Annotated in this window: 7 protein-coding genes; 4 read left to right on the top strand and 3 right to left on the bottom strand. The window is 71.1% G+C overall.

From position 1 onward, the window contains the following. Positions 1 to 32: 32 nt before the first annotated feature. The 3 genes from purB to ACSW7Y_RS15590 form a co-directional block, all read right to left on the bottom strand. Positions 33 to 1418 carry an adenylosuccinate lyase gene (gene purB / locus ACSW7Y_RS15600; RefSeq protein ID WP_438127157.1) on the bottom strand — a complete coding sequence of 462 codons (1386 nt, stop codon included), beginning with the start codon at positions 1416 to 1418 and terminating at the stop codon, positions 33 to 35. Beyond that, positions 1415 to 1927, bottom strand: coding sequence for a low molecular weight protein-tyrosine-phosphatase (locus ACSW7Y_RS15595; RefSeq protein ID WP_438127156.1), 513 nt, complete (start codon positions 1925 to 1927; stop codon positions 1415 to 1417). Before ACSW7Y_RS15595 ends, purB begins: the two co-directional genes overlap by 4 nt. Positions 1928 to 2125: 198 nt before the next feature. Next, complete coding sequence (locus ACSW7Y_RS15590; protein ID WP_438127155.1) at positions 2126 to 2524, bottom strand: phage holin family protein; 399 nt, start codon at positions 2522 to 2524, stop codon at positions 2126 to 2128. A gap of 50 nt (positions 2525 to 2574) precedes the next feature. Between ACSW7Y_RS15590 and ACSW7Y_RS15585 the strand changes: the two genes are divergently transcribed. The 4 genes from ACSW7Y_RS15585 to ACSW7Y_RS15570 form a co-directional block, all read left to right on the top strand. Then, the gene (locus ACSW7Y_RS15585) at positions 2575 to 3654 is read left to right on the top strand and encodes a histidinol-phosphate transaminase (protein WP_438127154.1); all 1080 of its coding nucleotides are present in this window, start codon (positions 2575 to 2577) and stop codon (positions 3652 to 3654) included. Between the two features lie 23 nt (positions 3655 to 3677). After that, positions 3678 to 4811 (top strand): thiamine pyrophosphate-dependent enzyme, encoded by a 1134-nt coding sequence (locus ACSW7Y_RS15580; protein ID WP_438127153.1) that lies wholly within the window; start codon positions 3678 to 3680, stop codon positions 4809 to 4811. Positions 4812 to 4900: 89 nt separating this feature from the next. Continuing rightward, positions 4901 to 5860, top strand: a complete 960-nt coding sequence (locus tag ACSW7Y_RS15575; protein WP_438127158.1) for an alpha-ketoacid dehydrogenase subunit beta — start codon at positions 4901 to 4903, stop codon at positions 5858 to 5860. A 37-nt stretch (positions 5861 to 5897) separates the two neighbouring features. Next, positions 5898 to 6138: biotin/lipoyl-containing protein (locus ACSW7Y_RS15570; protein WP_438127152.1), on the top strand; the 241-nt coding region annotated here is incomplete at its 3' end.

Here is a 6138-nt window from a genome sequence, read left to right as displayed (position 1 = left end):
GATCGCGGAGACGGCCGTCGGGACGTGGGGCGTCACACGTCCAGGTGGTCGACCAGCTCGTCCGCCAGCCCCGTGTACGTTGCGGGCGTGAGGTTGGTCAGCCGGGCCTTCGCCCCGTCGGAGATGTCGAGCCCGTTCACGAACGCGACCAGGTCGGCCTGGCCGATGCGCTTGCCGCGGGTCAGCTCCTTGAGCATCGCGTACGGGTCCTCGATGTTCGACTGCCCGGCGGTGACCTCGGCACGGATCACGGTCTGGATCGCCTCGCCGAGCACCTCCCAGTTGCCGTCGAGGTCCTCGGCGAGCCGCGTTTCGTTCACGGCGATCTCGGACAGCCCGCGACGGAGGTTGTCGAGCGCGAGCAGCGAGTGGCCGAACGCGACGCCGATGTTCCGCTGCGTCGTGGAGTCGGTGAGGTCCCGCTGCAGCCGCGAGGTCACGAGGGTCTCGGAGAGCGTCGAGAACAGCGCCGACGAGATCTCGAGGTTCGCCTCGGCGTTCTCGAAGCGGATCGGGTTGATCTTGTGCGGCATCGTCGAGGACCCCGTGGCGCCGGCGACCGGGATCTGCGTGAAGTACCCCATCGAGATGTAGGTCCACACGTCGGTCGCGAGGTTGTGCAGGATGCGGTTCGCGTGGCGGACCCGGTCGTAGAGCTCGGCCTGCCAGTCGTGCGACTCGATCTGCGTCGTCAGCGGGTTCCAGGTCAGGCCCAGACCCTCGACGAACTCGCGCGACAGCGTGGGCCAGTCGGCCTCGGGGTCGGCGGCGAGGTGCGCCGAGAACGTGCCGGTCGCACCGCTGAACTTGCCGAGGTACTCGGTGGCCTCGACCTGCGCGAGGACGCGCTCGAGGCGGTACACGACGACCGCGAGCTCCTTGCCGAGCGTCGTCGGGGTGGCCGGCTGCCCGTGCGTGTGCGACAGCATCGGCACGGCCTTGAGGTCCTCGGCCATCTGGCGGAGGGCAGCGATGACGGCCTTGAACGCCGGGAGCCACACCTGGTCGACGGTGTCGCGGACGGTGAGGGCGTAGGACAGGTTGTTGACGTCCTCGCTCGTGCACGCGAAGTGCGTCAACTCGGCGATCGCGTCGAGGCCCAGCTCCGAGAGACGCCGACGGACGAAGTACTCGACCGCCTTCACGTCGTGGCGGGTGGTGGCCTCGATCTCGCCGAGCTCCGCGATCTGCTCTTGCCCGAACGTCTCGGCGACCCGGCGCAGCGCGGCCTTGTCGTCGACGCTGAGCGGCGAGGTGGTGAACATCGCGTGGTCGGTCAGGAAGACCAACCACTCGACCTCGACGACGATGCGCGCGCGGTTGAGGCCGGCCTCGGACAGGTGCTCGCCCACCGTGTGCACGATCGGGTAGTAGCGCCCGTCGAGCGGGCTGATCGGCTGCGGGGGAAGGGGGGTCATGGGGCTCCCTGACGGACTGCCGGCTCGAGTTGTCGGAAGAGCGCCCGGCAGGCCCGCTCGACGGTCGAGAGCACTCGGTCGAACTCGTGCCGGTCCGCGTAGTACGGGTCCGGTACGTCGGTCTGCTGGGGCCAGGCGTCGTCGTACCGCAGGAGGAGCGTCACCTTCGCGGCGTCGTCCATGGTCGGTGCCCACGAGCGCAGGACGCGTTCGTGGGAGCGGTCGAGTGCGACCACCAGGTCGAGGTCCGGGAACCGGTCCGGGTCGAACTGACGGGCGCGATGCCTGCTGCCATCGTATCCGCGCGCGGCCAGGGCCGCGATCGTGCGCTCGTCGGCCGGCTCGCCGACGTGCCAGTCCCCGGTGCCGGCGGACTCGACGACGAAGCGGTCGCCCAGTCCGGCGTCGGCAGCGAGCTGGGCGAAGACGATGCCGGCCATCGGGGAGCGGCAGATGTTGCCGCTGCAGACGAAGGAGACGCGGAACGGGGCGTCGGCGTCCGTGGTCATGGGGACATCATGGCGCAGCACGCGGTGGTCGGCGACACCCGTGATCCGGCCGGGAGGCACGGTGCGGGTCGCCCGGGCCGCGCCGCCGAGTGGGTGGTCGCCCCCGGTCCGTGCGCGCTCACGCGCGCTCGAGGTGCGGTCCGGCGGTGCCCGGTGTGGTCACGCGCGGCCGCGGTCGAGCACCGGTGCGTGGTGTGGTCACGCGCGGCCGCGGTCGAGGACGGGCCGGACGAAGAGGCCGATCAGCCACGCGAAGACGGCCAGCACGAAGGCGCCGACGATGCCCCATCCGAACGACTCGACCTGCAGGCCGAAGCCGATCGCCGTCGAGATCCCGGCGACGATGAGCAGGAGCACCGCGTTCACGATGAGCGAGATGAGCCCGAGGGTCAGGATGTAGAGCGGGAATGCGACGACCCGGATGATCGTGCCGATCACGGCGTTCACGAGACCGAACACGAACGCGACGAGCAGGTAGGTGAGGACGGTCGCGGTCGTGCCGCCGTCCCCGAACGCGGTCACGGAGACGCCGCTCACCAGGAGGGTGGTGAGCCAGAGCGCGAGGGCGTTGACGACGAGGCGGACGAGGAATCGCATGCGCCCATGATGCCGTCGTGCAGCCGCGAGGGTGCCGCTAACCTGCTGGGATGAGCGACGAGCGCGTCCACATCCGTCCCGACATCGCGGTCCTGCCCGCGTACAAGCAGGGCCGTCAGGCCGCGGCGGACGCCTTCAAGCTCTCCAGCAACGAGAACCCCTTCCCGCCGCTCCCCGGTGTCGTGCAGGCGGTCCAGGCGCAGACGGCGTTCAACCGTTACCCGGACGCCACTGCGCTCGCGGTCCGCGCCGAGCTCGCCCGCCGCTTCGACGTCACAGCGGAGGAGGTCCACGTCGCCCCGGGCAGCGTCGCGATCCTGCACGAGCTCGCGAAGGCCACGAGCGGCCCCGGCGACGAGGTCGTCTACGCCTGGCGGTCGTTCGAGGCCTACCCCGGTGTCGTCACGGTCGCGGGGGCGACCAGCGTCCAGGTGCCGAACCGACCCGACGGCGGGCACGACCTCGAGGCGATGGCGGCCGCCGTCACCGACCGCACGCGCATGGTGATCGTCTGCACGCCGAACAACCCCACCGGGCCGATCGTCACCGCCGACGAGTTCGAGCGCTTCATGGGTGCCGTGCCGTCGACCGTGCTGGTCGTCCTCGACGAGGCCTACGCCGAGTTCGTCACCGACCCCTCGGCGGTCCGCGGCGGCGCGTTGATCGGCCGGTTCCCGAACCTCGTCGTCCTGCGCACGTTCTCCAAGGCGTACGGACTCGCCGGACTCCGGGTCGGGTACGCGATCGGTCCGCAGTACGTCCTCGACGCCGTCCGCGCGTGTGCGATCCCGCTGTCGGTGACCGCGCAGGGCCAGGCCGCAGCGCTGGCGAGCCTCGAGCGCGAGGACGAACTGCTCGAGCGCGTCGCCGAACTCGCCGCGAGCCGTGACCGCATCGTCGCCGCACTCCGGGAGCAGGGATGGCCGGTGCCGGACGCCCAGGGCAACTTCGTGTGGCTGCCGACCGGTGCCGGGACGGCCGCCGCGGCCGAGGCGTTCGAGGCCGCCGGCATCATCGTCCGGGGCTTCCCGCCCGAGGGGATCCGCATCTCGATCGGCGAGCACGAGGCTGTGGGAACGCTCCTCGAAACGGCGCGGTCGCTTGTGGGGGACCTCACATCGGCACGTTGAGCGCTGCCGCTACGCTGGCCCGCATGTCATTCCGCGCCGCGGCTCCCGCGACGACCACCGTCCGGCTCCTCGACCCCGAGGGTCGGTTCGTGGAGACCGACGAGAACGCCGAGTTCGCCGCCGCAGCGCGGGCGATCCCGGACGAGACCCTGCTGGCGATGCACCGCCGCATGGTGCTCACGCGTCGGTTCGACCACGCCGGTCACAACCTCCAGCGCACCGGCCAGCTCGGCCTCTGGGTGCCGAGCCACGGGCAGGAGGCCGCGCAGACCGGCTCCGTCTTCGCGCTCCGCGCACAGGACCACGTCTTCCCGTCGTACCGCGAGCACGCCGTCACCACCGAGCGTGGCGTCGAGCCGATGGAGATCATCGCGATGTACCGCGGCCAGACGCACGGCGGGTGGGACCCGGACGAGCGCGGCAACACGCACATCTCGACGCTCGTGATCGGCTCGCAGACGCTCCACGCGACCGGCTACGCGCTCGGCCAGAAGCTCGACGGCGTCGTCGGGACCGGCGACCCCGAGGTCGACGCATGCTCCATCGTGTACTTCGGCGACGGCGCGACGAGCCAGGGCGACGTCAACGAGGCGTTCGTCTTCGCCGCGTCGACGCAGGCGCCCGTCGTCTTCTTCCTGCAGAACAACCACTGGGCGATCTCGGTCCCGGTCACGGTCCAGTCACCGACCCCGCTGGTCGACCGTCCGCGGGGCTTCGGCATCCCGAGCGTCCTCATCGACGGCAACGACGTCCTGGCGTCGTACACCGCGTCGGTCGTCGCGACGGAGCACGCCCGCAGCGGCCAGGGCCCGGCGTTCATCGAGGCCGACACCTACCGCATCGGCGCCCACACCAGCTCCGACGACCCGAGCCGGTACCGCGCCGACGGCGAACTCGAGGACTGGGTCCGCCGCGACCCGATCGCCCGCTCCGAGGCGTACCTGCGCTCGAAGGGCGTGACCGACGAGCAGTTCGCCGCGTTCGACGCCGAGGGCGAGGACCTCGCCGCCGACGTCCGTCGCCGCACGGTCGAGCTCACCGCGCCGTCCGTCGACGTCATGTTCGACAACGTGTACCGCGAGCCGCATCCGCTCGTCGCCGAGCAGAAGGCCTGGCTCGCGCAGTACGAAGCCGGCTTCGAGGGGAGCGCCCACTGATGAGCACCACCGAGCAGCTCTTCGACTACACCCTCCGCGCCCACCCCGGCGCCGGCGAGGTCCCGAGCGACCCCACCCCCACGCTGACGATGGCCAAGGCGCTCAACGCCGGGCTCGCCGCCGCGATGCAGGCCGACGACAAGGTCCTGCTCATGGGTGAGGACATCGGTCAGCTCGGCGGGGTCTTCCGCATCACGGAGGGCCTGCAGGACCGCTTCGGCGCCGAGCGCGTCCGGGACACCCCGCTCGCCGAGGCCGGCATCATCGGCACCGCGATCGGTCTCGCCCTGCGCGGCTACCGGCCCGTGGTCGAGATCCAGTTCGACGGCTTCGTGTGGCCCGGCTTCGACCAGATCACCTCCCAGCTCGCGAAGATGCAGAACCGGCTGCCGGCGCACATGTCGCTCCCGGTCGTCATCCGCATCCCCTACGGCGGCCACATCGGCGCCGTCGAGCACCACCAGGAGTCCCCGGAGGCGTACTTCGCGCACACCCCAGGGCTGCGCGTGGTGAGCCCGAGCACCCCGAACGACGCCTACTGGATGATCCAAGAGGCAGTGGCCTCGAAGGACCCGGTGGTCTTCCTCGAGCCGAAGTCCCGCTACTGGCCGAAGGGGCAGGTCGACCTCGTCGACGGCCACGTGCCGATGCACACCACCCGCGTCGCGCGCACCGGCACCGAGGTCACCCTCGTCGGCCACGGCGCGATGGTCGCCACGCTCATGCAGGCCGCGGAGATCGCCGAGTCCGAGGGCACGAGCTGCGAGGTCGTGGACCTCCGGTCGATCTCGCCGATCGACTGGGAGCCGCTGCTCGCCTCGGTCGCGAAGACCGGCCGACTCGTCATCGCGCAGGAGGCCTCCGGCTTCGTGAGCGTCGGCAGCGAGATCGCCGCGACGGTCGCCGAGCGTGCGTTCTACACGCTGCAGGCGCCGCCGCTGCGGGTGTCCGGGTTCGACGTGCCGTTCCCGGTGTCGAAGCTCGAGCACCTGCACCTCCCGGACGCCGACCGCGTCCTCGAGGCCGTCGACCGCGCCCTCGCGTACTGACCCCCGTCCGACCCCGAACGACGTCGAAGGAGCCGTAGTGGCCGCCGCCGAATTCCCCCTGCCCGACGTGGGCGAAGGCCTCACCGAGGCCGAGATCGTCCAGTGGCGTGTCGCCATCGGGGACGAGATCGCCGTCGACCAGGTCCTCGTGGAGATCGAGACGGCGAAGTCGCTCGTGGAGCTCCCGTCGCCGTTCTCCGGCACCGTCACCGGCCTGCTCGTGGCCGAGGGCGACACCGTCGAGGTCGGCCGTCCGATCATCCGGGTCGACTCGGACG

This window comes from Curtobacterium flaccumfaciens (assembly GCF_051548005.1).
GTDB lineage: Bacteria > Actinomycetota > Actinomycetes > Actinomycetales > Microbacteriaceae > Curtobacterium.
This window is presented reverse-complemented; position numbering and strand designations above follow the sequence as displayed.

Bases quoted from the DNA above. Each gene is read 5' to 3' on its own strand.
- purB (WP_438127157.1), bottom strand. From the start codon at position 1,418: ATGACCCCCCTTCCCCCGCAGCCGATCAGCCCGCTCGACGGGCGCTAC.
- ACSW7Y_RS15595 (WP_438127156.1), bottom strand. From the start codon at position 1,927: ATGACCACGGACGCCGACGCCCCGTTCCGCGTCTCCTTCGTCTGCAGC.
- ACSW7Y_RS15590 (WP_438127155.1), bottom strand. From the start codon at position 2,524: ATGCGATTCCTCGTCCGCCTCGTCGTCAACGCCCTCGCGCTCTGGCTC.
- ACSW7Y_RS15585 (WP_438127154.1), top strand. From the start codon at position 2,575: ATGAGCGACGAGCGCGTCCACATCCGTCCCGACATCGCGGTCCTGCCC.
- ACSW7Y_RS15580 (WP_438127153.1), top strand. From the start codon at position 3,678: ATGTCATTCCGCGCCGCGGCTCCCGCGACGACCACCGTCCGGCTCCTC.
- ACSW7Y_RS15575 (WP_438127158.1), top strand. From the start codon at position 4,901: ATGGCCAAGGCGCTCAACGCCGGGCTCGCCGCCGCGATGCAGGCCGAC.